21 protein-coding genes are annotated in these 24,096 nt (G+C 42.1%); 10 read left to right on the top strand and 11 right to left on the bottom strand.

Annotated features, from left to right (window positions below):
• Nucleotides 1–114: 114 nt before the first annotated feature.
• Together MKY86_RS17785 and MKY86_RS17790 are read right to left on the bottom strand one after the other, a co-directional pair.
• Nucleotides 115–981 (bottom strand): DUF1648 domain-containing protein, encoded by an 867-nt coding sequence (locus tag MKY86_RS17785; RefSeq protein ID WP_076078543.1) that lies wholly within the window; start codon nt 979–981, stop codon nt 115–117.
• A gap of 411 nt (nt 982–1,392) precedes the next feature.
• Entirely contained in the window at nt 1,393–2,298 is a 906-nt protein-coding gene (locus MKY86_RS17790; RefSeq protein ID WP_076078541.1) for a LysR family transcriptional regulator, read from the bottom strand.
• Between the two features lie 124 nt (nt 2,299–2,422).
• On the opposite strand from MKY86_RS17790, the gene MKY86_RS17795 reads away from it, so the two are divergent.
• The 3 genes from MKY86_RS17795 to MKY86_RS17805 all read left to right on the top strand — a co-directional run bounded on the left by MKY86_RS17795 (nt 2,423) and on the right by MKY86_RS17805 (nt 4,790).
• A complete protein-coding gene (locus MKY86_RS17795) occupies nt 2,423–3,163 on the top strand; it encodes an SDR family NAD(P)-dependent oxidoreductase (RefSeq protein WP_076078539.1) in 741 nt (246 codons plus the stop codon).
• 80 nt (nt 3,164–3,243) lie between these two features.
• A complete protein-coding gene (locus tag MKY86_RS17800; RefSeq protein ID WP_076078538.1) occupies nt 3,244–4,011 on the top strand; it encodes a MerR family transcriptional regulator in 768 nt (255 codons plus the stop codon).
• A gap of 83 nt (nt 4,012–4,094) precedes the next feature.
• Nucleotides 4,095–4,790, top strand: coding sequence for a CPBP family glutamic-type intramembrane protease (locus tag MKY86_RS17805; RefSeq protein WP_143803683.1), 696 nt, complete (start codon nt 4,095–4,097; stop codon nt 4,788–4,790).
• Nucleotides 4,791–5,088: 298 nt separating this feature from the next.
• Here MKY86_RS17805 and MKY86_RS17810 read toward each other — a convergent pair whose 3' ends face one another.
• The 5 genes from MKY86_RS17810 to MKY86_RS17830 form a co-directional block, all read right to left on the bottom strand.
• Nucleotides 5,089–6,015 carry a hypothetical protein gene (locus tag MKY86_RS17810; protein ID WP_076078533.1) on the bottom strand — a complete coding sequence of 309 codons (927 nt, stop codon included), beginning with the start codon at nt 6,013–6,015 and terminating at the stop codon, nt 5,089–5,091.
• Nucleotides 6,016–6,118: 103 nt separating this feature from the next.
• A complete protein-coding gene (locus MKY86_RS17815) occupies nt 6,119–6,811 on the bottom strand; it encodes a class I SAM-dependent methyltransferase (protein WP_076078531.1) in 693 nt (230 codons plus the stop codon).
• A 209-nt stretch (nt 6,812–7,020) separates the two neighbouring features.
• Entirely contained in the window at nt 7,021–7,716 is a 696-nt protein-coding gene (locus MKY86_RS17820; protein ID WP_076078530.1) for a metallophosphoesterase family protein, read from the bottom strand.
• A 14-nt stretch (nt 7,717–7,730) separates the two neighbouring features.
• A complete protein-coding gene (locus tag MKY86_RS17825) occupies nt 7,731–8,030 on the bottom strand; it encodes a hypothetical protein (protein WP_076078528.1) in 300 nt (99 codons plus the stop codon).
• A 76-nt stretch (nt 8,031–8,106) separates the two neighbouring features.
• Entirely contained in the window at nt 8,107–9,585 is a 1,479-nt protein-coding gene (locus MKY86_RS17830; protein WP_076078527.1) for a serine hydrolase domain-containing protein, read from the bottom strand.
• A 241-nt stretch (nt 9,586–9,826) separates the two neighbouring features.
• On the opposite strand from MKY86_RS17830, the gene MKY86_RS17835 reads away from it, so the two are divergent.
• From MKY86_RS17835 to MKY86_RS17845, 3 genes are all read left to right on the top strand, one after another.
• Nucleotides 9,827–11,677 carry a PA domain-containing protein gene (locus tag MKY86_RS17835; protein WP_083684889.1) on the top strand — a complete coding sequence of 617 codons (1,851 nt, stop codon included), beginning with the start codon at nt 9,827–9,829 and terminating at the stop codon, nt 11,675–11,677.
• A 106-nt stretch (nt 11,678–11,783) separates the two neighbouring features.
• Nucleotides 11,784–12,104, top strand: coding sequence for a MazG nucleotide pyrophosphohydrolase domain-containing protein (locus MKY86_RS17840; RefSeq protein ID WP_076078525.1), 321 nt, complete (start codon nt 11,784–11,786; stop codon nt 12,102–12,104).
• A gap of 102 nt (nt 12,105–12,206) precedes the next feature.
• Nucleotides 12,207–12,839 carry a transposase gene (locus MKY86_RS17845; protein ID WP_340827293.1) on the top strand — a complete coding sequence of 211 codons (633 nt, stop codon included), beginning with the start codon at nt 12,207–12,209 and terminating at the stop codon, nt 12,837–12,839.
• A gap of 389 nt (nt 12,840–13,228) precedes the next feature.
• Here MKY86_RS17845 and MKY86_RS17850 read toward each other — a convergent pair whose 3' ends face one another.
• Together MKY86_RS17850 and MKY86_RS17855 are read right to left on the bottom strand one after the other, a co-directional pair.
• Nucleotides 13,229–14,302: a hypothetical protein gene (locus MKY86_RS17850; protein ID WP_076083334.1), complete on the bottom strand. Its 1,074-nt coding sequence runs from the start codon at nt 14,300–14,302 to the stop codon at nt 13,229–13,231.
• Entirely contained in the window at nt 14,302–19,728 is a 5,427-nt protein-coding gene (locus tag MKY86_RS17855; RefSeq protein ID WP_340827296.1) for an AAA family ATPase, read from the bottom strand. Before MKY86_RS17855 ends, MKY86_RS17850 begins: the two co-directional genes overlap by 1 nt.
• A 424-nt stretch (nt 19,729–20,152) precedes the next feature.
• Between MKY86_RS17855 and MKY86_RS17860 the strand changes: the two genes are divergently transcribed.
• Nucleotides 20,153–20,323: a hypothetical protein gene (locus tag MKY86_RS17860; RefSeq protein ID WP_340827297.1), complete on the top strand. Its 171-nt coding sequence runs from the start codon at nt 20,153–20,155 to the stop codon at nt 20,321–20,323.
• An 84-nt stretch (nt 20,324–20,407) separates the two neighbouring features.
• Here MKY86_RS17860 and MKY86_RS17865 read toward each other — a convergent pair whose 3' ends face one another.
• On the bottom strand, nt 20,408–20,704 hold the full coding sequence (locus tag MKY86_RS17865) for a DUF6809 family protein (protein WP_076083331.1): 297 nt from the start codon (nt 20,702–20,704) through the stop codon (nt 20,408–20,410).
• A 112-nt stretch (nt 20,705–20,816) separates the two neighbouring features.
• Between MKY86_RS17865 and MKY86_RS17870 the strand changes: the two genes are divergently transcribed.
• Entirely contained in the window at nt 20,817–21,041 is a 225-nt protein-coding gene (locus MKY86_RS17870) for a helix-turn-helix domain-containing protein (RefSeq protein WP_076083328.1), read from the top strand.
• A 150-nt stretch (nt 21,042–21,191) separates the two neighbouring features.
• A complete protein-coding gene (locus MKY86_RS17875) occupies nt 21,192–21,416 on the top strand; it encodes a helix-turn-helix domain-containing protein (RefSeq protein WP_076083325.1) in 225 nt (74 codons plus the stop codon).
• Nucleotides 21,417–21,677: 261 nt separating this feature from the next.
• Here the strand turns inward: MKY86_RS17875 and MKY86_RS17880 are convergent, their stop codons facing one another.
• On the bottom strand, nt 21,678–22,964 hold the full coding sequence (locus MKY86_RS17880) for an amidohydrolase (protein WP_076083322.1): 1,287 nt from the start codon (nt 22,962–22,964) through the stop codon (nt 21,678–21,680).
• Nucleotides 22,965–23,042: 78 nt separating this feature from the next.
• Between MKY86_RS17880 and MKY86_RS17885 the strand changes: the two genes are divergently transcribed.
• A complete protein-coding gene (locus MKY86_RS17885) occupies nt 23,043–24,038 on the top strand; it encodes a MerR family transcriptional regulator (protein WP_076083319.1) in 996 nt (331 codons plus the stop codon).
• The last annotated feature ends 58 nt before the right edge of the window (nt 24,039–24,096 follow it).

Here is a 24,096-nt window from a genome sequence, read left to right on the forward strand (position 1 = left end):
TTTGAGGAAATAACGTTAGGTTATGGGTAAAAGCAGCTTTGTTGCGATGTAGCGCATTGGATCAGCGGCACTCCGGGTGTGTGCGTGCGGCTGATCCAGCGCTCAATCGTATGCTCATGTAAGGCGGCTTTCGCGCTGACCATTCCAGAACGTTAAGGTGCAGGCGTATAGGATGATAAAGGCTATTATGCTTAGGACAACGGGGATAACAAAATTAATGTTAAGTAGAGAGATCATATTTAGCTGCACTACGGATAACAGGATAACGAACAAGAAGCTTGCTGTAATCATAAAATTGGACCAGGCACGGCGGTAAGTTACGTCTTCTCTAACCTGCTGCTTCCCTCTGCGCATTCTCCAATATTCATATATGAACAGAAGGGTTCCTAACACCTGCATGATCGTAGGTATGAACACGATACTATAAGATTTATCTACATAGCGGTCTACGGTCCAACTGCCGTTGAAATGGACCGGAAGCTGGTCAGGAATCAGATCGTAGTTGCGCAGCACCGTTACAATACTAACAACAATAATAACAGCATGAATGAGGAACCAATGAACGGACAGGCCAACATTTCCTTTGCGCAATCCAGATTCCATCCCCATGACCGATGATTCGGGAGCAGCAGATAGCGTAGGCAGTACGCTTTTCATTTTCAGATGATAGCTAATGTTCATAACCAGGGAGATTACGAGCATTGCAAGTGAATACAAGATAATGACCCAGCTTACTTGCTTCGTATGCTCATCACTGTACATTAAGGCTAGAATGCCAACAATAAATAAGATGATATGTAAAATAGCACTAATCCTGGCATATGACCTCCGCATCTGGCGCAGCGGCTCACTGTGGAAGTGTACGGCACTGACGGTGACTCCGAAACTAATCGTTTCTTTTGTTAAATACGGCATACTCACGATGAGTACAATGGAAGGTACAAACACTAGGATAAATATTATAACAGGCAGTATCGTCATATCATTCACCTCATTCTACATGGATATCATTTCACATAATCCTCGAAAACGATCTTATACTCAGCATACTTTTCCGGAAGGATCTTGTTTCCCTTCATTGATCGCCTTCATCATTTGATCATTAGTTAAGCTATAGATATATCCGTAACCCGATTTTACTGTTGCTTCTATGGCATCTGTTAATCAAACTGTCAATAATATAAATAGGATCTTAACTTTCATTATGTATGCCACCTTCAATTTCTTAACATTATCAATATGACAGTACTAAAAACCCTCCCTTTCATTCCAGATTTAATTCAATAACTCTACCATATTATAGGTTATCTGTCACATGCAAAGAGAGTTTCTTCTACGTAAGCATCGACTATATTTTGGAGAAAAAGGTACCTCCTGTAGAATCAGGTTCCCTTATAAATTAGATTGTTCATTCAGACGCAGCTTGAGATATTGATATAGCTTTTGACTGGCTAATTGCAAGGGGTAGGCCGATGCTTTGCACAGGATTCCGAAAGTCATATATATTAGGTTCCCGCTGAGTAGCCGTATGGTTGTTCCCGCAACAGCGGGCTCCGCTATAATCTTCGGAATTAGTGCGATGCCTAAACCTTTCTCGACAAAAAACTTCAAAGCCGTCATACTCCCGATCTCCATCGTATCAAGCGCCTGATTTCCCGTTTCCTGCATAACCATCTCTAGCCTTCTGCGATATGGACAGGTTGCAGCTGTGATAAGCAGACGATACCCTTGAATATCTTCTGGTGCGAGAATCTCTTTCAGTGCTAGCGGATGGTCTTCAGGGACTAACGCCACAAATTCCTCCTGAAACAAGGGGTCAAAATAAAGATCGTTCCCTATCCCTACATCCGGAGTCGAACACAATGAGAAATCAAGATCTCCGCTGAGGACTCTCTCGGCCAGTGCCGAAGTATTCGCATATTCCAGAGAAATCCGGATGTTCGGATACATAGGCATGAACTCCTTTAAAATACCGGGCAGCCTATAGCTCCCTGTTGGCTCTGTGACGCCGATGCGAATATGGCCCGTCTCCCCCAGTTGCAGATTCGACAAGCTGTTTTGAATTTGCTCCATACTCTTTACAATTTGCATGCTTTGGTCATGAAATAACCTCCCGGCCTCTGTCAGCCGGAACTCCTTACCATGTCCCCGTTCGATCAACTGAACGCCTAAATCCAATTCAAGCTTTTGTATTTGCATCGTAACGGTAGATTGAACATAGTTCATTTCTTTAGCCGCACGGGCAAAACTGCCGTATTTTACGATCAGTTGGAACGTTTTTAACGTCTTAAAATCCATTGTGCACGCTCCTCTATAATTCAAAAGAATTGAACAAACCTTTCATTTTGTTCAATTATACAAATATGACTGCATCATTTACAATGTAAAAGATCAAATTATAACATTTAGGAGTGTAACCATAATGCAGATATATCACAAAGTAGTTCTTGTCACGGGGGGCGGCACAGGGATTGGCAGATTCACAAGTCTCATGCTGGCGAGCCGGGGGGCAACCGTTGTCGTTAACTATTCCCGTTCGCAAGCCGAAGCAGAAGAAACCGTGCGATTGATCAACGAAGAGGGCGGCCATGCGATAGGGGTACAAGCAGACGTATCCAAGGACAAGGAAGTCCGGAGCATGATCGAAACCATTGTTCAGCAATTCGGAACCGTGGATTTGCTCGTCAACAATGCCAGTATTACAAGTCATATTCCGATGGATAGTCTGGAGGAAGTTACCGGAGAAATATGGGATGAATTATTCGCTGTGAATGTTAAAGGTATGTTTCACTGCGCGCGGGCGGTCGCACCATACATGAAGAAAAATAAACAAGGGGCCATTGTAAATGTTGGCAGTATCGCCGGACAAACCGGATTAGGTTCTTCTCTTCCCTATGCCGTATCCAAGGCCGCCGTTCATGGCTTAACAAAATCACTAGCGCGGGCTTTAGCGCCTGATATTCGGGTCAACTGCATCGTACCAGGAGCCGTCGCAACCAGATGGTGGTCCGGAAGAGAAGAAGAAATGCAGAGGTTAGCGCCAAATCTTCTGCTGAAGCGTATTTCGGCACCCGAAGATATTGCCTCCATGATCTGTGCAGCCTTAGAGCAAGAAGCAATGACAGGGCAAATCATTACTGTAGATAGCGGTCAAACGTTGTAGAGGCTCATGCGGATTGGCTATTCCGACCGCTTGCACCTACAGTTACTGTAGGATTTATAATGGTTATAAGGGGGGAGAGGATGATGGACAATACAACGTATACCGTTGGAAAGTTTGCTGAATTAAGCGGTATTCCGGTACGGACGCTTCATTATTATGATGAGGTAGGACTATTGCGTCCGCATCGCCGGGCAAGCGGTCACAGGGTCTATGGTTCGGCGGATCTGATCACCTTGCAGAGAATTATCGGATTGAAGTCGCTCGGTTTTTCTCTGGAGCGTATTCGCAGGTTCATTCATCATGGCGAATCCGAGATGAGTCTGGCGGAAACATTGAGAATGCAGCAGCAAGCTCTGGAAGCAGCCCGCGCTGAACTGGATAAGTCGCTGGAAATCCTCGCCAGAATGACGGCTATCCTGCAACGTGAAGGGGAACTGGAGCATGACATGCTGTTCTTGCTGATTCGCAACATGCTAAATGAGGATAAGCAGCGAAGCTGGGTCGCCGAGCATGTATCGGAGCAAACGGCAAATGCCTTGTTCGATATCTCCTCAGATGCCACAGCGGAACTGGATCGAGAAGTGCTTGCCTTTGCCCAAGCGGTTAAGCGTTTGTCAGCAGGAGCGCCGGATGCTGCTGAAGCAGAGGAAATGCTGGGATTCTATGTCCAACGGATACTGGGCTTTCTGGATGAGAAGGCAATTGCAAACTTTGCCCAAATTCCGGAGGAGCAGCATGAGCAATTAAATCAGTTGATAGATATGCCGTTTGACAAACAGGAGATAGCCTGGCTGGATGAGGCGCTGGCACACTATGTGAGCAAATTCGGACTTCACGGAATAACGTAAACTATATTTAGAGGAGTGACGTTGTGCATTCTTTCCTATTAGCATTGATCTTAATCTCACTTTGCCTACCTGGCATATGGTTAATGAGTCAATTTACAACCAATGATCTTGTTGATAAACCTGATAACAGGTTATCCAGGCATACCTTGTTTATCCTCATCGCCTTACAAACCCTTGTCATCGTCAGTTTAGCCGCTACAGCAGGGATTTATTTCGGTAACAAGATTGGGCTTACTGACCCGTTCCTGGAAGGGCTCAGCCGCGGGGAATTGGACTTAACCAATTTGGTTCAACAAGTGGGGATCGGCATCGTCGCAGGAATCATTTGCGCGTTGGTATGGGTTGTAAGCTATTATTCATTCATTCGACCGAGAATAGATACGGTCTCCATCATAGCCTCCGAGCTAGCTAGGCAACAGCTTGGACTTGCAGCGCGAATGACGTCCGGCGGAATTACCGAAGAGATTATTTTTCGCTGGGGCTTACTGAGCTTAACGATGTGGAGTGTTCTAAAGCTAACGCCTTCCCTAACGGCTGCATTCTGGATTTCCATCGTCACAACCGGTATATTATTTGGATTGGCTCATTTGCCTGGTAACCTTGCAAAGGGTTGTATTCCTTCACCTATGTTAATTGGCTCAATGGTCATTGGGAATCTGTGGGTTTCCATAATATGCGGCTACCTGTTCTGGCAGTATGGAATTATTGCAGCTATTGTAGTCCATATGTTATTTCACATCATATGGTATCCATGGGAACGGCCCCATCCACAACAATAAGGAATAGGGCATCCATAGTTTGATTTGCTTTGGGATGAGGCTGGCACCTTGGATTGGGTCATTGTTTACAACAACTGGTGAAATGGAGGAACGATCCAAGCTATCCGAACCGAAATAAACCCCGAGCAGAGAGCCGGCTGTTGCTCCAATCTGGCTAAATAACCGGAGGTTTGGTGTCCCTGTGCAAATTTATTGCGTAGAATCCCCTCCAATTGATGTTTAAGAAATGCAAGGGATGGCAGCATGTTGTATCTCCTTTGTCCTGGGTTATTGCTCTACATTGGTTGTACTTCTATCGTCAGAGCAATTCTTGAATCGAAACCTGATACAACGTATCATCTGCACAGAACAGCACGCGGTCTTCCCGAAAATCTTGCGTCACGGGTACAAGCGGCTCGGATTTTTCATTCAGGAACTGTATCTTATGCCCTTTGGTCAAGCTTGATTGTTCAAGTTTTTTGATAACATATTCTCCGTGTTTGCCGTAACCGCCATCGAACAAGAAGTGATAACCATCCGTGCAGAACCCGGCCGAACCGGAGATCTCAGGATTCATAAACGTAACCTTGGGCTGACTGGGTCCGCCTGAGATGCAGCCGAGCATAAAGTCTGTATAGTAATAAAACCAGACCTCCTCTTCACGGACAACATTCAAAGCGTAACAATCAGCAATATCCGATACATGATCTTCGTATACTTTGTTGCCATGCTCATCCCAGGCCACCAGACCTTGTGCACCGATTGGATGATCCCACCCGTTATTCCCGAACACCCCTTCGTCAAAATAACTGGTCCAGATGGTGCCTTTTTCCGTCACCTGAACATTCTGAATCCCGTCTCCCAGCAGGAACTCACGGACGGTACGTCCTGTATAGTCACACACTTTGGCGTTCAGATCATATTTACCTGCACCATAATACGAGCAGCGTGCTCCAACCAGCAGCAGATGTCTGCGGAGCGGCTGAACATAATGATAATTGAAATGCTGATCCGGAAATATGATTTCATCGATATAATGTTGACTTTCTACCATTAACACTTTGTAGGTACGCGGTTGCTTCAAGGCGGATTGGACAAACATTCCGCTTGTCCGTTCCGGGACCTGGTTAATCAGCAGAACATATAGGCAGCCATCTCCACCCAACTGAGCCGAGACGATCTTGAACCCTTCAGTATACATCGAAATATCTGCAAAAGGCTGCAGCGTCACTGTTTTATGAAACATGCCATTTCCTCCTTGAGAGCTGGTGTAAACCATCCTCTGTTCTATTACCGTATTATGTCAGAGTAGATGGAACCGGAACATGGCGGAAGTATGGCGAAGCTATCTAAAGAGTGATTTTCAACATGCTGTTTGCTCCCTTTTGAAACTCGTATCCGACCGTTATTTCCTCAGTTGAACAACCCTGTTGATGTAAAAAGGTGAGCAGCTCCTCCAATTGACGATATCTCTCTCCTGTAAGGCCGACTAAAGGAAAAATCCGAATTTCCTGTTTGGTTACCCGAAGTAGCTCTTGGATCGCTTGCCTATGGAAATCAAAATCAAGCCTGTCTGAATACATAAACAAAAAGTGTGCAGACAGTGTCATATCAAATTGCTTATTCTTAAACGGGAGCGAAGGCAGTGCCGATGCAATATAACGCTCGGGATAGTTTTTCATATCAAGTGCACAATCAGTTAATGCGCAGTCTCTATGTTGTTTTAGTTCTTCAACGGATTTGAAATAATCCCATACGTAGTTCATTTGGGCATTTTCCATTTTGGTCATGGCGTGTTCCAAGTCGTTCATACCTTTTGTGTAAAGATCCTCATAGTCATGAAAATAAGCGATATCCGTTGCCGTTACGTCGGCACCTAGTTTATTCGCATAGGCCGTGAACGAACATGCTCCAGCGGGGCAATCCAGAATGGACCGTCCCTTCAATTCCGCTTTTGTTAACTTAAACATGGACATGTATTCATCAAATGTCCTTCCAATAAAAACGATACGGCTTAAATCCAATTTAACCTCTTTACTCATCTCAGCTCACCTTTCCTCTTCTCATCTCATCTATTCTCAGCTCAATCATAAGCATAACTACAAATTGTTTTTTAGTAAAGCTGTTATATCTAACTATTGCGGATGGAGAAGCAAAAATCGTATAACTCCCTTTTAATCGAAAAAAATGGAGTCATCTCATCTAGTCTTCAAGGATTAAGCGGCGACTTTACAATAGATGAGGTTCAGAATCATATTTCTAGTCTCACCCTATCCTCATACAACAGCACCTGGTCATCCGGCAGCTCCGCATTATGATGATAATGCCCGAAGAACCATTTCCCATAGTCCAGTCTGAACTTAATTTCGTTGAAATACGTATGCATGGGATCTGCTTCCACATTCGTACGATAGCGCTCTTTGATCCACTGAAGAGCATCATAGGAGCAGGTATGAGTCAATACATAGTCCACTCTCCACTGGTTCTTGTCCAGATTGCGAATGCCTTCCTGGTACTCTTCCGGGCTTGGCATTTCGCGTTCCCACCAGGATACGCCTACCTTCCTGTACTCCTTATCATGAGAAGCCGCTCCGCCAAAGGTGAAAAAGCTTTTCCCTTCGATCTCAAAGACTTGGCCGCGCATCAGGTGAATGATACTAGGAGTAATGTGATGCACCTGACCGCCATTCCATTCGGAGACTGGATAGGACTCCAGCAGATCAAAGTTCTCGTGATTCCCGTCAATGAACAGGGTGGTCCACGGTTTCTCTGTAAGCCATTTTAGCCAAAAGCGGTCTTCCTTATCATCTGCCCACAACAAGCCGAAATCGCCGACGATAATAACGTAATCCTGCTTCGTCAGCGCCCTGCCTTCAGAAAAGTTTCTGGAGTTAAAGCGGCTGGCCACGCTGATCGAACCGTGAATGTCACCAGTGACATAGATCATGGGATCTGCTCCTTTCAAAGAGCGTTTGATTGGATCGCAAAAGCATACTTCTTCTCCTGCTTCTCCCAGGATGCATTTATGATAAAACCTCTGAATTCCTTTTTATCTTTTTCATAGTAAGAGCTTAAGGAAGAAGCGATGTGCGTGTCTAAATTGAAGCTATACACACCTTTCTTTGTAACATAGGGAACGTCGGTTATTTCTTTGGATGTATATAAATAATCTCCCTTAGCATCAAGTAATCCATCGCTTATGGAAAGTGTGTCAGGCGGATTCGATCCAAAATCAATTGAAATCTCTTCACCATTCTTCAAATATTGAATGTCTGAAGGTTTCCCTTCCTCGAACGCAAAGGAAAATGATTAATAAGGATCATCTCCTTCTCTATAGTCAACGCCAATATCTGCCTGCCAGAATCATGGACAATATGCAGCTAATCGAAGCCAGCCCCATCCACAGCAATACCGAATAGGACATCCATACACTAATCATAGTGTAATTGTAGTTTACCAAAAAAGGCCAGCCTAGCACCAATAGTAACAACAGCGCTCTGATTAGCAGGGTAACACGGGCCTTGATCTTTTGGAGGTGGATTCCCTTCTCTGTGGCAAAATCGCTTCTCCCTCCTGCCAGCCGGATGAGCTTAAAAGCAATCCCAATCACAGTGAACACAACTAACAACGAAGCTACCCCGTCCATTAGGATATAGGTGTCGTCATACTTGAAGGTCTTCATCGGCTGCCCTTGCATCTGGTCATAGATATTCTGGGCAATCAGCGTAGGTGCGGTAGAGTTCAGATTAGCCAGTACGAACACCCCCTCCTTACGTTCTGGATCGATGATCGCCTGGGAAGAATAATTCGGGTTGCTTCCACTATGACGGATCACCCTCGTCTCCCGGTCTTGGCTCCAGCCGAAGGCATAGAATTGGTTCTCAGCTTCATGCCCCGTTGTACGGAGGTCCGGCTCATGTGATTGTTGAATGGCCTTCTGCAGATTATCCGGGATCGCGCTGCTTCCCAGTTGGGCGTTGACCCAGTGCTGCAAATCGTTCAAGTTGGTTACCAGATACCCTGCGGCTATATTTCCGTAGTATCTGGGAGCATCGTAGGCCATATTTTTGCCAAAAAACAACCGATACCCCTGTGCAAGCTTCTCCGGCTTCCATTCCTGTCCTGTCGAGAAATAGCTGTCGTTCATCCCCAACGGCTTCAGAATCTGCTGCGTCACATAATCCTGATAGCTCATCCCTGTCACCCGTTCAATAATCGCTGCCAGAATATCGTAATTCACCGTTGCGTACTGATAGGCACTGCCCGGCTGGGTATCCAGTACAAGACTGGACATTTTATGTATGGTCGCTGCAAGCTGCTCCTTATCTGAACCTTCAGGGATCAGACGGATGCTCCAGGACGGTATTCCGCTGGTATGTGAGAGTAGCTGGTTAATGGTGATTTTAGCCTTTTCACCTTTATAGGTCGGAGCAAACTCTGGTAGGTGATTCGAGACATCGTCGGTAAAAGCCAAGACCCCCTGGTTCTGCAGCATAATCACTGCCAGAGCCGTGAATGCCTTGGTCGTTGAGCCTAGCTCAAACAGCGACTCCGCTGTGACCTCCTTACCCTGCGCTTTATCGGCGTAGCCGTAGGTTTTGAATTCTGTTTTGCCGCCTGTGGCGGATAGAATCGCTACCCCTGCAGTCGCTGTCTTGTCCATGATGCTCTGCACCATAGCAGACTCACTGTCAACCTTTCCTGAGGTCAAAAGAGTTCCAATCTCATGCCGGCATGCAGCCGCAGCAAGGATTAGGATTAGCAGCATGGCAATGCCTTTCAGCAGCATTTCTTTTCTTCGCGTTGTCTTCTTCATGATTAAGCTCCTTCAAGATCTGTCGTCTGGTTCGAGATGTACTTAACTAGTAAGACGTATTGACGCAGCCGTTCCCTGCACAACGAGGGTAAATCCCAAAGCTTCTGAATAAAACGCTACTGCCATATTTAATTTCTCTCCCTGCCTTGACCTTGAAGTATACTTCAATCCTTATAGTGAAATATAGTTAATGGTAGACTTAAAAAACGGGCAAATATGCTTTTAACGAAAGAGGTATATTATGAGAAGTAAATTTAATGGAGAATTGTCGGGGATTGTATTCCTGATTCTAGCGATTGGTGCTTCTGTATTTATCGGGAAAGAAATGTTGTTCGCTGTACTAGCAATAATCGTTCTATTGGCACAATTAGGTATTTATACTTTTCTCCTCAAAAGAAGAGGTAAACTGTTTTGGGTCTATGCAGTGGCCCTGGTAACGGAGATTGTGTTCTTGGTCACTAAGGAGTTTTGGATATTCGCACTTGCTATTCTGCTGCTGATAGTAGCAGGAGTATGGAATGTGTTTTTTGCTGATGAAGTGCGTATGAGCGGGAAGGTTTTTCTAGTGATTCGGAGAGTGTTGTACGGTGTTGTGGCTGTGGTTGCCAGTGTTTTTTGGATCGTTAATATTTATGCCCAGCCGATTACGAGGTCCGTTACTCTGCCTGCTGATTTGACTGCTGAAATCAACAATGACCAGCTTGATTCTCCTACCATCATGTTGGACAATATTGAAAAAATGAATTCCATTGGCAGCCGCACAACCGGATCTGAAGGTCACAATCAGTTCATTGCATGGTTACAGCAGCAGGTGACAGATATGGGCCTTACGGTGTATCGCGACAAGTACACTTTTGATCGCTGGGAAGAGAAGTCAAGCTCTGTGATCATCGGTAACGAGGAGATTCATGTATCCTCAGCGTTCCCTTACTCTGGGGAGACAGATAGCAATGGTGTAACCGGAGAGCTTGTCTACACTAAACCTGGTGAGTATGAGGAAGCCAAGGACAACATAGCGGTCGTTGAAATCAAGAACCTTAAGAATTTCCCTATGGCACTGGTTATGAACATACGCGATACATTTCAAGCGCCGGGTGGAGTTCCTTCAGATGAAGGCGATCTAGTCCTTACCACAGGTCTGAAGCACGCTAAATTGGAGGAAGCCAAGGAACAGGGCGTGAAAGCAGTCATAATCGTCTTGGATGGCGTTTCAGATGAAAAGGCTGAGAAGCAATACCTCCCCTTCACCGAGCATTATTTCGGAATTCCAGCCGTTTGGGTCAATAAAACAGCTGGGCAGAAGGTAATCAACGCAGCTAAGGAACATAAGGCGGGCACAGTGATTTTGGAGGCAGAAGAACAGGAAAATGCGCCGACCGAATCTTTTTATGTGAAAATTGAAGGAAAGAATAAAAAGGAATCGATCATTATAAATACGCATACCGATGGTGTAAATGTGGTAGAAGAAAACGGTGCGATTGGAATGCTCTCCATGATTCGTTACCTGCAGCAGCAGGAGCAGCCAGAACGGACTATGATCTTCACCTTCGTAACAGGACATTTCAGATTGCCCGAATTCAAAGGGACATCGCAGGCAACCTCAACCTGGATGCAGGCTCACCCTGAGCTGTGGGATGGTAACAATGGGCACCTGAAAGCCGTAGCAGGACTCACTGTAGAGCATCTGGGCAGCTTAGAATGGAAGGACAATGCTTCCGGTGAATATGGACCGACTGGAGAAATAAGCACTGAATTCGCCTATGCGGGAAATGAAATCATGGAAGCCATTTGGAAGAAAGCCGTTGAAGATAGAAGTAACACCCGGACAGTTATCTTACGCGGACATAATAAGTTTCAATTCGGTGAGAGTCAGCCCCTGTTCAATGCCGGGATTCCAATGATTGGACTGATCCCCATGCCGGATTATCTCCTGGTAGATAGCGCAAATAGAGAAATGGATAAGTTCGATGTGAACTTGATGCGCGAACAAGTCGGGTCTCTATTGCAGGCATTACAGCTTATTGATCGTACAGAAACTTCTGAGTTGGGGACAGCGGATAGGTATTCGTTTTTCCTGGGACGGACGAAGTAGTTGAATGATAACAGCTAACACTAATGCCACAGGATAATGAGTGTAATTATGGTATTATTATATTCGAGTTTTTGAGTCTATCAATCTTCTTATACCGGAGGGAAACATGGATATCACTGAATTTCAACAATGGGTTAGGGAATATTACAAGAATCGTAACTGGTCGGACTTAGATATATTTGTTCGTATTGGATTTCTTGCTGAAGAAACTGGGGAAGTCGCCCGCGCAATTCGTGCGTTAGAGATTGGCAGGGATCGTCCAGACGAGGTTGCAGGTACATTTCAAGAGAATAAAGCTGAATTAACAGAAGAACTTGGAGATGTTCTAGGGAATCTCATTGTCATCGCCAATAAATATGATATATCGCTTGAAGATATCCTGATAGCACATAAACACAAGCTTCAGGCACGCTATTCAGAAAATTAGAACAAATGTAAGCGTGTTGATTCCCCAAAAAAAGGGACAAAAAAGGCCGCCATTTCGGGTAATGGTAAGTACGACCAAACCAAACCGAAATGAGGCGACCTCATGAATAATAATACCCCATTCTTGGCCGTGTTCAAACAAGTATTAACTTCGGAAGAAGTCCAAAAGGTAACCGGGCAAACGAAGGACTACGAGGATACAGGAACCAAAATGAGCGTCGGTGTGTTGTTCGACTACTTTGTCCAAGCCTGCTACCACCAATGGGATGGCTTTCGTCAAAGTGCTCGGGTGGGCTCGAACTACGGTTTGCCCAAGGATCATTACTCCACCCTTCCGGGCAAAGCCGGTGTAGTGCCTTACGATACCTTCAAGCGTTTGTTTCAAATACTCGTCCAGAAATGTAACCGGCAAACCCGGCGGCACCTGAATCTGCCTAAAGATCTGCTGCTGATTGACTCTACGACGGTTACGGCGGCCAACTCCCGCATGTCTTGGGCTCCGTATAAAAAATTTAGAGGTGGCATTAAACTGCACGTTGCTTTTTCGCAGGGACAGCAGTCACCCGTGAAGGTGGTCGAATCAATTGCCCGGCGTAATGACGGTCCATTTGGAGAAGTCTTGGCCGATAAAGACTACCTTTTAGTCCAGGATCGGGCGTATGGAAAAATCGGTCGATTGGATCAATATGTGCTTATAGCCAATTGTTTGTGGCCCTTACCGCGTATGTGCTTCTGAAATACATTTTTGATGAAATTCATCCGAAGGTACCGGTCTTTGCTAGGCTGACTCTTTGGGGATTTATGCAGTACTGGCGTATATTTAATCTTCCGCTGGAGTGGCAGATTCAGTTGAGTCTGCTCAGGCGTAAAGATCATATAGGCGTTTTTGAAATCCCATAATATGGGTAATCAACACACCTGAAAAATAACAGACATTTTTATTACAGAATAATGATTTATTTCAATGGGGGCCTTTGCCGATTCATAGCAACAGCACACTCCTCTCAAAAGTTAACTTCAATGATAGTTTGTTAGACAATCAAAGGATAGATATATCCCACGATATATAGATGAAAGGTAACTCTCGTGAAACAAAGATTCCGCTACTGGTTGGAAGAGATGATTTTATTTTTTCTCTTTCCGAAGTATTTTGTCACTTTTTAATGCACATATACTCTTAATGACTTGCCCGCTTAATAGATTTAGATGAGCCAGATCATTTCTGCTCTTATAAATAAGGTTGAAAGTATCATTGTCTTCTTTACTTCTGAAACCACCATTGATTTTAAGATAGTAGTATCGAATATGGCGTAATTCCAAATCCTCAGGAAGGTCAATCTTTCTCCCGAATTCATCTGTAACAGGAAGAATATTTAAAAATTCCTGATAATAAGAATCAATTATTTTACGTCTTTCTTGCTCAATTATGGGAAAAACGGTTTGGATTTGTGCTTCCCAAAGAATTTGCTCTACATGTGATTTACTTTCCGAAATAACTGCAACATGTGGACGACTTTGTGCAAGACGGCTTAGTAATCCAAAAACATCGTCTGCGAGTTCTTCAACAGCCAATTCCTTGCAAAGCTCAGGGTTACTATTAGCTAAGTTTGATGCAATTTGTGCAATATAATTTTTCATCATAAACGACAAATTAGAGCGGTCTGAAATACAGTAAGAAGCAAATAACTGCATATCATAGGCGGTGATGTACTTTTTTAGTTCAAGCACTGAGATTTTTTTTTGTTTGTTTATTTGTGGAGTTTTTTCACTAATAGTAAATAAAATTGATCCGCTATTTAATGAGCAATATTTGGCGAATTCAGTTGCAATATCAGCCCAGCGCTTATCCTTCTCTATTTGACGAACTATTAGAACCCTGCCGTTTAATAAATTATTTTTAGCAATAATCCTTGCAGGGGGGCCTTCCATAGGATGATAATTTTGATCGGGTGCATATTTTTGAAGTAGATACCCCCCAATGTCTTCCAAATGAGAAAATTCAATGGAATTGCAGTTGATAATTTGCAATTTGCTATTTTTATAAAGCAATTTGTCTTTAAGTGCAGAGAAGAATTGATCCATGTATGTTGTCTCTTCGAGGATAGTTACTCCACCGTTTGAAACAGCTTCAAAAGCATCCTGCAAGTATCTAGATGGCCCTGATACTTGACCCCACCAAAGAGCTTCCTCATTTAACATTATTGCACTCCTTGTTCGGCATATTTTTCCAATTGTTCCCATACATTTTCGAAACTCCCTAACATTTGAAAGAAGCTATACCGATTAAATATATATTTTTCTGAGCCCATTTGCTCTTGTCTAAGAATATTAAGTTCATCCATTTCTTCAAGAAGAGCTTTCAGATTTTCTTCAGTCATACGGCAAATTTTCTTAATTTCAAAATCTTTGCAAACATTCATAATGTCCTTTACAGAGGCAGCTTTACCTATACCTTCAGAGTAATAGTAATATGCCATAGCATTTGCCAATATATCATAAAGATCGTCTTTATCCAATTGTAGAGTAATGCGGAACCTATCTTCAATCATTTCTAAAAATTCAGATTGACCTAAAAGTGTTTTCAGATGCTTCTCATCAAGTAAATATGGGGGAGTAGAATTTTCATTGTAACTTCCATTTCTGTAACTGTCTACGGTAGCTTCAATCAGTTTTTGACAGTAGAAATGAATTAGTCCAGGGTAGTAATTAGTTTTAGCCAAAATCAGGCTTATCATGTAATCATCGGTTTCATCAATACGAAAACCTAAATATTGCAAAGGTTTTTGCAACAGATCACAGGCATCAGTATATGCAAGAGGACGTATTGTGATATGCCCCATGTGTGCTAGAACACTATTACCGCTTAAGCGACGCTTATTAAAACGAACAACATCGCGAAGTCCAGCTAACACAAATTTAAATTGATCATTAAAAGAATCTTTAAGTTCCTTAAGGATCTCCAGTGGCCTATTATTGTCCTGTTCACAACTTGAAAGGAATCTATCAGCTTCATCTAGTAATAATAACAGCTTATAAATCGGCTTTTCTTTGCTACTAAGACGGATTTTGAGAGCTGTTTTTAATTCCTCCCATGTTGAGTATTCCTGATCTAAAATGTTAGAAAAAACAAGTTCTTCACTGATCTTTTTGGGAGCGGTATGGCAATTATCCTGTTTGAGATCAATAAAAACAGCATAGCTTCCTTTTTCAGGATGATGATCAAGGTTTTTAGCTTGACGGAGCAATGCTGTTTTCCCAAGTTGCCTACCACCATATACCAACACAGGTCCTGTTAAGTTTCGAATTCTATTAAGTTCATCTGTTCGCCCAATAAACATTTCAGGAGGAATAATTCCATTGGGAATATAGGGTTGAACGTTGCTAAAAGGAAGTGCAATTTGCAACATTATATTGCCACGTTCTAGTTGATTATATCCAGCAAGAAAAAGTGCCATTACTCGATCAACAACCACGATAATTTCAGGAATTCCTCTAAGTTTAATAGATTTTGCAAGAAGCGTTCGTTCTGCAAGCGGCAGTGCATAATCTAACAAGACTATTGTCGAAGCTGCTCCACTAGCTCCATACTGTATCATTTCGTCTAATATATTCTCAGCTGACCTAGTTCCAGCCATATGAATAACTCGTAAACCTTTTTGAAATGCTTGTGTTCCAAAAGCAGCAAAAGGATGACTGTACTGACCAAGGGTACCATCAATTGCTTCAGGAAAAATATAAAGTTCTTTATTTTTTCCTGACGTAACTTTTTTGATTTCATGGAATGACAAGTGTTTTATAATAGATTGAATATTTTCAGCATTAGAGAGTTTCGACCATAAACGAATAAATTCATCAGCATTTACTGTATTACGGTTACGTTGATTTGCAAAAAAGTTTGACTTAATTTCTTTTTCATAAATACGATTTAAATCAATACTCTTGTTTGTATTACAAGCAGTATATAGACTTTGGTAGCGTTCATAGAAAAGGTTAAATGGATCAGAAGCATAATTTTGAATTGACGGTATATCTTGTTGTCCATATCCATTATTCGCTAATTGGATATAGTCTTCTGCAACCGTCATATTACGTTTTTCAAGCATTTGATCAATTTTATCAAGAATAGGCCAATTCTTAAATATTACTTCTTTATCTATGTTTTCCGAATCTTTTTCTGCGGCTTGAAGAATATTGTACTTAAGTTCCTCCAGCCTAGCTTGTGTCGCTTCCATTCGTTCCTTAGAATCCTGTTTTATTTGTTTGTTGCACGCATCAAGAAGTCTGTTATAAAAACCACAATTACTCATCTTTTCAGCATGTTGTTCCGCTGCAATGGCAAGACGGAAGTAATTGTCCATAATTCCCTTGCTAGAAATTTGCCCATAGTTCTGTGCAATTTCTACACTGGTCATAAATTCCTCTTTGTAGCGTGTTATCTGGGACGGTGCTTTTTTACGTGTGTTAATTACTGATGATTCATCAATAGAAATTTCCTGACTAAACCGACTGATAATTAAGTCATATCTACCCATATCATAATCACGAAGTGCGTTTAACGCCGCATCTTGCCATGTATAGTTGTGGTCATTACAATGGCGAATTGCTCTTTCCCATAAACGAAAGCCTGCAATGTGGGGTAACTCATACATCCAATTATCTAGTATTGGTAAGTATTGATTATCAAGTTCAATTTCCCCCGTGAGAAGCAAACTTTCGTAAAAATATGATTTCTGTTCAATATCTTCATTCAAAGAATCTTGAAGTTGTTTAAGTACTGCACAAAGAAATGAATAACCTGGATCTCTAATATCATCCTGCTTGTATTGAGAAAGTTGCTGTAAAACTTCCAACATAAGTTCACTTGCTTTGTTACGGTATTTCTTGACAGCCTCTGGACTAACTAAATCCATCATACCTTGCTTTTCCGCGTTAAATCGGTAAATATAGCAATTTATCAATGGTGTAACAGCCTCACGAAGCCAACTACGTTGATGATCACGCTCCTTCCCTAAAAAGGAAACATTTTTACCGAAATTAGATTTGAAATCCATCGTGTCCCAATATGTATCAATGAAATCTTCTAGTTTTTTATCATCGGGATTAGTATTTAGATGAGGGGTAATAGATAGCAAATCTATAGATGTGAATTTTTGACAAAAACCTCTTAATTCATCCAAAGGCATCGATGGGGCTTGTCGCACTTTCTCCGTCATTAACCCATTATTTCCATATAACTCCAAAACCAACTGATGAGCTTTTCTATGACCAATCTTGGCCTTGATGTTACGAGTATTAAAGATACTTAGTGCCTCTATGAGTTGTTGATTAGTTTGATTAAGTTTATTAGTTAGTTCCATTTGAACACGTGCAGTTCCTGAAGTACAGAATTTGAACCCAGTTTGATGACGCTCAAGGAACAACCAAAAATGGCTAATTAGCTGTTTTAGAGCAGGACAGTTTTGTAAAACAGGACTGGAATAATCACTATTGATTTGTCCCCAACGTGATTTTAAGCGATGATCATTAGGATTATCAGGATTGAAAAAGATACGTAGCCACATTGCAATGTTCAAATAATCATTGACCGAATCCACATTTTTCACAGAAAGATTAATTGGGGTGTCACTTAATGTGAATAAATCTTCATATTTGCATAAAGGATCCTCTAGAATAAAAGATATCTTTTCTTTCAATGTTTTTGCTTCAAGCGAAAAGTTAGCTATAGAATGAAGCAAAATCATGGCTTCTGCAAATTTGTTCTCGGCAACCATAAGTAAGGCTTTTTCAATAACTGATTGTAATTGGAATTTCTCAATATATGGCATAATTTCAGCTAGTGGTTCCTCGTTTTTAGACAAATTAATGTCTTCATTTAGGATATCTTCTTCTTGTCCAATTAAATTAACAATTTCAAATTTTCCAATATTATCTAATGTGGCATTAATTTCACTGTCTTTAACGAAATGATTTGTTTCCTCTAGTTCTGTAATACTAGAAACTTTTCTTGTAACCGAGATGGTATTATCGATGACATCAGCACTTTCCGCTTCCTCAGTTCTTTTCTCCGCGATTAAGTTTATTTGATCAAAAATTAAAGAGAAGCAATCCAAACCCTCTTTATCACCCAAAAAAAGTATATTATCTTCATTTGTGAGGAAATATATTGAACTGCTATTCACTGATAAAGCTTGGCTCCAATTGCATCCATCTATTCGAGAGGACGTCCAAATAATCGGCACACAATCTGTTTTTATTTGAATGATCTGTTCAATTAAATTTAATTCATTATTTGAACCTTTATAATTGGAGAATGGTGCTATAAGTACTATACGAATTCCTAACTTTCTGAACTCAAGATCTCTATGTGGCATAGGGATGAGAGTTTTCCAACCATCTAGAATAAAGCTTGTTTTTAAGGCTTTTTCTAATAGTCCCTGCGCTTGATTTATCATACTTAGCTGACGTGCCATTAAAAATGGACTTTCGCAACCTTCTAAACTCCAAGCCTCTTCCCCGGCTTGTCGATAAATAGGTTTGAGTGATGAATATAATAGTAGCTGTTTACGACTAGTTTCTCTTTGAAAAGCTTCAATACCAATAGGACTAAGAGTATAAAAAACAAATTTATCATTTTCTAAACTCACTGTACAAGAAATTAGATATCCTTTCTGGCATAATCCTTGAAGTATCATTCGAAAGAAATTGAGTTTATCTTCTGAAGATGAAGAATTGTCTGAAATGAATAGAGGCAACTCCTCTTCCCCTAATACTCCAAAGTTATTTATGTAGGTTAAAAGAAATGAAGAAGGACGCCGACGGGAAGAAATACGCTTTAAATCCTGTTCAAATTTGCTTACTGAAAATCTTTGCAATTTTTTTCCGGAGTATGATATTTTATATTCGCCTGTTGAGAGAAGATCATCATTAAGGTGGACGTGACTATTATTAGGCAAAACAAGTGTGTTAGGTTCACTTGAAACGCTACTGAATGAGTCAATAGCTGGAGTAGTCTCAGCTGAAGCGGCAACTAAATCATTTACATCTGGAATATTAAATAAACCTTTTCTCAATGCATAGCTCGTAGCAAATCCAATTTCTTTTGTTATTCGACTATAATGATTAGCTTCAGGAATGATTAGTTTGAAGGCAATCTTTATGGCCAAATCATATTTCCCTCCTAATTCGATAAGCATTTCATTTGATGAATAACTTTCAAGCAACTCTTTTGCTGTTGCTTGTTGTTGCTTGATCTCTTCAATAAAGTCTTCATTAACACAATGTAATTTAATGAATTTAGAGATACTTTGTTTCATGTTTTCAACTGTTTCAAAGATTTGTTCGTTAAGTTCAATTTCTTTTATCATTGCATCAATATCTTGTAAAGTGACTAGTTGTTCTTCGCTAATCGATAAATAATCTATTAAATCTTTTTGCTTAATTGAAAGATCGGAAAGTGCTTTAAGTGCATTATTAAGAGCATCTTCAGAGGGGAATTTATTGTTAGTAATATCTGAAACTATCGGCTCAATAATGTTAATTGTATGATGCCTTAAACTAACTAATGAATCTACTTTTTGTTTTAAATATACGGTTTTAGAATATGTAGCGAGTTGATCAGTAGCCAAAATAATACCTCCCTTTATTGATTTGAATTTTCCTGAAATAGCTCCATTAAATCTGAACGTTATAGTAATTTTGCGAATTAATAAATACATTATAAAGTCATTGACCTGTCGTTTACTGTCGCTTTATGCTGTCGAAAGGAGAAGTCACAAAAAAATTAGGTATAATGACTTAATTGGAATAAAAAAACTAGGTTTTTAGACTTGGAAATCCCACAGAAGAGAATAATTGTTCAAGATATATCTTAAAGAACAAGAATAAACCAAAATGAGAAATTTGACGATTTACAGCCCCCTCAACCATTTTGCACTATTCAAAAAAAGTGTTTCTCTTAAGGGTTAAACTCTAATCCAATGCTTCGCATCTTCGGGACCCTGAAGTGAATCTACCTGATCATGCTCTGCTGTTGTATAAAGCAGAGCATGAATGTCATATCCTGGTGAGCAAGCTGGAGAATTGTTATTTGGAAATGGAAACGATGAGGTCTTGCAGGCTCTCCCCTTCCACGGTGAGCTTCTCGTCTCGCCGGCTGGCCTCCAGCGTGAGCAGCATGGCGGCTTCTTCGGCTATGGTCCTTATAATAAGATAATCATGTAATTTAACTAATTGCCAAACATTATCTTATCTTGATATTTTCCAATAAAAAAACCGAAGCTCCCCTACGCCCCGGTTCGTTCACTGCTAATTTATGTCTTTGTGATTAGACTCCCTCTCCCCACCAAAAACCTCAATCATCATTAATGCACCTATTTTGTAGCCTTGAATAAAAGATAATGCCGAATGCAGCGAGCAGGATTCACTATGTAGCTCCAGCAATTCCTCGACCTGATCAAAATCCTCTTGGTGTAGCCTCTCTTTAAGCATCTGTAATGAATCAATAATCCGCTGATTAATCCTTCTCGATTCTGGATCGTTTGGCTTCATCCGCTCATTGGGACGCAAACTCCCATAATAAAAATCCTCCAAAATAATGATCATCAGACCTCCTTCTGTGGACTTTCTCCCTACTATGAATTAATTTTATGCGAAAACCGCATAAAATACAATATGCAATTTTCGCATAAAGTACACTTAGCTTGGGTGATGATCATTGTATTTAAAGATCCGTGACTTACGTGAAGATAAAGATCTAACACAGCAACAAATGGCTGAGTTATTACATATTACACAAACTACCTATTCTCGCTATGAGAATGGGAACTTGGACCTTCCTAGCGCCGTTCTGATTAAGCTAGCTAATTTCCATAATGTTAGTGTTGACTATATTCTAGGACAGACCACCACCCCTACACGTTATCCTCCTGCATATGATTAAACTGGAACAGAAGCGAACTCATATGAATAGCCTCTCCCCACCAACACGTTCGTACTCTAAAACTCAGTCATGCATAATTTTTATGCGAAAATCGCATAAATAACAATATGCAACTTACGCATAACGTAAACTTGGCTTGGGTGATGAGCAATGTACGAAAGAATCCGCGGCTTACGCGAAGACAAAGATCTGACACAACAACAAATGGCTGAACTTTTAAAAATTACACAAGCAACTTATTCCCGATACGAGAATGGGAATTTGGATGTTCCTAGCGCCGTATTGATTACGCTGGCTACTTTCCATAATGTTAGCATCGATTATATCTTGGGGCAGACTGATAGCACTAAGCGTTATCCTACAAAAAAAGAATAATCTGCAATCTAAACAAGTTCATGCTAAGAAGCACATGAACTTGTTTTTATTTTTAGGGAATAGACCTTCATGAAAAGAAGCTATTACCTATATAAATTGAACTTTTTTAAATAAAGACAGGGAAAAGTGATGGAGTGGAATTTTGAAACTGTCGGAGCGGTAAACAGAGATATCTGAGGACAACAGCGGCTGGAAGCCCAAATATTCTCTGTAGTTACAGTCCATCCCGAATATAAAAATCATTAGCAATCTATAAAGGATTTAGATGCCTTCAACGATACGTTTAGAGCGCAGCGACACTTGCTCCAATAACTCGTCTTCATCAATAGTGAGCAGTTGACGGCCTTGCATTAACACTTTTCCGTTAACGATGGTGGTGTCCACGTCCGCACCGTTGGCGCTGTATGCGAGCAGTGAATGGAGGTTGTGTATCGGCTGCAAGTGGGGTTTTCTCATATCAATCAAGATGATATCTGCCTTCTTCCCGATTTCGAGCGTGCCCACCTCATGGGCGATGCGGAGCAACTGCGCACTTCCAGCCGTCGCCATGCGAAGAGCATCCACTGCGGGAAGCTTCGTGGGGTCCCCGTAATCCAACTTTTGCAGCCATGTTGCTGCCCGGATCTCCTCGAACATGTCTAACGTGGTGGCGCTGCCCGCCCCATCCGTGCCTAAACCAATTGTAATCCCTTGGTCAGCCATATCCTTGATCGGCGCTATGCCGCAGCCAAGCTTGAGATTGCTTACTGGATTATGGGACACTCCGCCCCGCATACTCTTCAGATAACCGATATCACGGCGATTTAGATGCACGCTATGTGCGAGGAGCACATGCGCCTGTTCAAACAGACCGAGGTGATACAAATATTCGGTTGGGGTCTGATTATACTTTTCCCGAATCTGAATGACTTCCTCTTTCGTTTCGGCTAAATGAGTATGTAACGGTATGTCCTCCTGCTCCGCTAATTCGATAAGCTCTCTAAATGGCTGCGGAGGAACAGTGTAAGGGGAATGCGGACCTAGCATGGTCGTGATTCTGCCTTCCGCTGCACCGCTCCAGTGACGAACGAGATCAAGCGCCTCGGACATTCGCCGCCCTCCGTCATTTTCGAGGAAGGTGAGCCCCCGTGTTAAAGAAGCCCGCATACCGGCCTCTTCTACCGCTGCCGCGATTTCATTCATGTGAATGTACATGTCGGCGAAGGTTGTCGTACCCGATTTAATCATTTCCGCCATCGCGAGCTTTGCTCCCCAATAAATATCCTCTGGAGTCATGCGTGCTTCAGCAGGGAGCATTTTCTGGTTCAACCAATCCATAAGCTTCAAATCGTCGGAAAATCCCCGCAATAAGCTCATAGACGAGTGTTGGTGGGCGTTGATCAGCCCGGGCATTGCAGCCATACCCCCGCCATGAATGATCACATCTGCCCCAGTAGATATAATGGACTGAATGTCCGCTATGCGGTCCCCGTCGATGAGAATATCCCCGATATAGGGTTCCTCGTTTCCCATGGTTAAGATGGTCGCGCCTTTGATTAACGTCTTCATCGTGACAGCCTCCTTTTCTAGGGTTTATACTAAACCTTGACGTTAAGTGAGGGTCAAGAACATAAAGGGGTCTAGCACATGAAAATAAAAGAAGTCGCTGATATGCTGAAAATATCGCAGCGCGCGATTCGGTTTTACGAAGCCAAAGGTCTCATTGCTCCTTCCAAACAAGCTGACAATCAGTACCGGAGGTTTGACGAAGAAGATATTTGGCGCTTGCAGACGATCATTGCACTCAGGGAATCAGGAATGCCGGTTAGTGAGATTCGGACTGCACTATTGGATATTGAAGCCAAAGGAAACAGTCAATTACGATATTTATTGGAACTCCAGCGATCCGTCATGTTCACCAAGTGGGTCGAAATGCAGCAGATTATCGAGACAACAGACCAAATGATTGAAACCCTCAAGAATGACCATACCCTTCCGCTTGACGACATTTACATTCTGGCGGAGGGTTCGAGAAGACTGAGAGAACAACGGACATGGAAGGATAAGTGGGGGTATGACCGCTTAGCCGGCATTCACGATCAGTTGGTTCAAGAGGACACACGGAAATATGGGGACTATGATGAGGCGCTGCGGCTCGTCGTTCAATGGGTCTCGGCAATCCGTGGGGAACGGGGATTGGACATTGGAACGGGTACGGGAAATTTAGCCGGCCGACTGATCCATGAAGGCGCGGTGATGGCTGGAGTGGATCAGTCCAACGAAATGTTAAAGAAGTGCCAGCTCAAATTTCCAGAGATGGAAACCAAGCTTGGTAATTTCCTGGCACTTCCGTACCTTGACGGGAAATTTGATTTTATTGTTTCAAGCTTTGCCCTGCATCATCTGACGAGCGGCCAAATGCTGCTCGCTATTCAGGAGATGCGCAGGGTATTAAAACCTCACGGAAGGATCTGCATCGCGGATTTGATGATTGACGGGGAAGGAGACACAGCGCATGAAGGTGATGAGGATTCTATTCTACTCCCCAAGCTCATTGATTTATTAGAGGATAGCGGATGCATCACGAAACACCTTAAAGTAAATCGATTGTTACATGTTGTTTTAGCAGTACCTATTCGGTAAAAAAACCTTACCCCTGCGTCAAGGTTCACCGTATTGTATGTGATTTACAACAACGCCC

This window comes from Paenibacillus sp. FSL R7-0333 (assembly GCF_038000365.1).
Classification (GTDB): Bacteria; Bacillota; Bacilli; order Paenibacillales; family Paenibacillaceae; genus Paenibacillus_AQ; species Paenibacillus_AQ silagei.

Bases quoted from the DNA above. Each gene is read 5' to 3' on its own strand.
- MKY86_RS17785 (WP_076078543.1), bottom strand. From the start codon at position 981: ATGACGATACTGCCTGTTATAATATTTATCCTAGTGTTTGTACCTTCC.
- MKY86_RS17790 (WP_076078541.1), bottom strand. From the start codon at position 2,298: ATGGATTTTAAGACGTTAAAAACGTTCCAACTGATCGTAAAATACGGC.
- MKY86_RS17795 (WP_076078539.1), top strand. From the start codon at position 2,423: ATGCAGATATATCACAAAGTAGTTCTTGTCACGGGGGGCGGCACAGGG.
- MKY86_RS17800 (WP_076078538.1), top strand. From the start codon at position 3,244: ATGATGGACAATACAACGTATACCGTTGGAAAGTTTGCTGAATTAAGC.
- MKY86_RS17805 (WP_143803683.1), top strand. From the start codon at position 4,095: ATGAGTCAATTTACAACCAATGATCTTGTTGATAAACCTGATAACAGG.
- MKY86_RS17810 (WP_076078533.1), bottom strand. From the start codon at position 6,015: ATGTTTCATAAAACAGTGACGCTGCAGCCTTTTGCAGATATTTCGATG.
- MKY86_RS17815 (WP_076078531.1), bottom strand. From the start codon at position 6,811: ATGAGTAAAGAGGTTAAATTGGATTTAAGCCGTATCGTTTTTATTGGA.
- MKY86_RS17820 (WP_076078530.1), bottom strand. From the start codon at position 7,716: ATGATCTATGTCACTGGTGACATTCACGGTTCGATCAGCGTGGCCAGC.
- MKY86_RS17830 (WP_076078527.1), bottom strand. From the start codon at position 9,585: ATGAAGAAGACAACGCGAAGAAAAGAAATGCTGCTGAAAGGCATTGCC.
- MKY86_RS17835 (WP_083684889.1), top strand. From the start codon at position 9,827: ATGAGAAGTAAATTTAATGGAGAATTGTCGGGGATTGTATTCCTGATT.
- MKY86_RS17840 (WP_076078525.1), top strand. From the start codon at position 11,784: ATGGATATCACTGAATTTCAACAATGGGTTAGGGAATATTACAAGAAT.
- MKY86_RS17845 (WP_340827293.1), top strand. From the start codon at position 12,207: ATGAATAATAATACCCCATTCTTGGCCGTGTTCAAACAAGTATTAACT.
- MKY86_RS17850 (WP_076083334.1), bottom strand. From the start codon at position 14,302: ATGTTAAATGAGGAAGCTCTTTGGTGGGGTCAAGTATCAGGGCCATCT.
- MKY86_RS17860 (WP_340827297.1), top strand. From the start codon at position 20,153: ATGTCATATCCTGGTGAGCAAGCTGGAGAATTGTTATTTGGAAATGGA.
- MKY86_RS17865 (WP_076083331.1), bottom strand. From the start codon at position 20,704: ATGATCATTATTTTGGAGGATTTTTATTATGGGAGTTTGCGTCCCAAT.
- MKY86_RS17875 (WP_076083325.1), top strand. From the start codon at position 21,192: ATGTACGAAAGAATCCGCGGCTTACGCGAAGACAAAGATCTGACACAA.
- MKY86_RS17880 (WP_076083322.1), bottom strand. From the start codon at position 22,964: ATGAAGACGTTAATCAAAGGCGCGACCATCTTAACCATGGGAAACGAG.
- MKY86_RS17885 (WP_076083319.1), top strand. From the start codon at position 23,043: ATGAAAATAAAAGAAGTCGCTGATATGCTGAAAATATCGCAGCGCGCG.